This window comes from Bacillus sp. NTK071, from assembly GCF_017303315.1.
Lineage (GTDB): Bacteria > Bacillota > Bacilli > Bacillales > Guptibacillaceae > Guptibacillus.
Genome location: NZ_JAFKOI010000098.1, coordinates 1 through 264, shown reverse-complemented (window position 1 = coordinate 264; position 264 = coordinate 1). Strand labels below are relative to the sequence as shown.

Annotated in this window: 1 protein-coding gene; it reads right to left on the bottom strand. The window is 70.5% G+C overall.

Features of this window, described 5'->3' with window-relative positions; translation table 11 throughout:
• A partial coding sequence (locus JI666_RS22160; protein ID WP_206895063.1) for a TRAP transporter large permease subunit occupies window positions 1-264 on the bottom strand: 264 nt, incomplete at both ends.

The following is a 264-nucleotide window of genomic DNA, read 5'->3' as shown; positions in this document are numbered from 1 at the left end:
GCCGAACAGGATCATCAGGATCGACGGCGGGATGAGCGAACCCAGCGTGCCCGAGGCCGCGACCGAGCCGGTGGCCAGCGCCTTGTCATAGCCCGCGCGCACCATTTCCGGCACGGCGATGCGCGACATCGCAGCCGCTGTCGCCACCGATGATCCCGACGCCGCCGCGAACAGAGCCGAGGCGCCCACCGTCGAACAGGCCAGCCCGCCGGGCAGCTTGCGCAGCAGGATGCGCATCGCCTTGAACAGGCCGCTCGTTAGCCC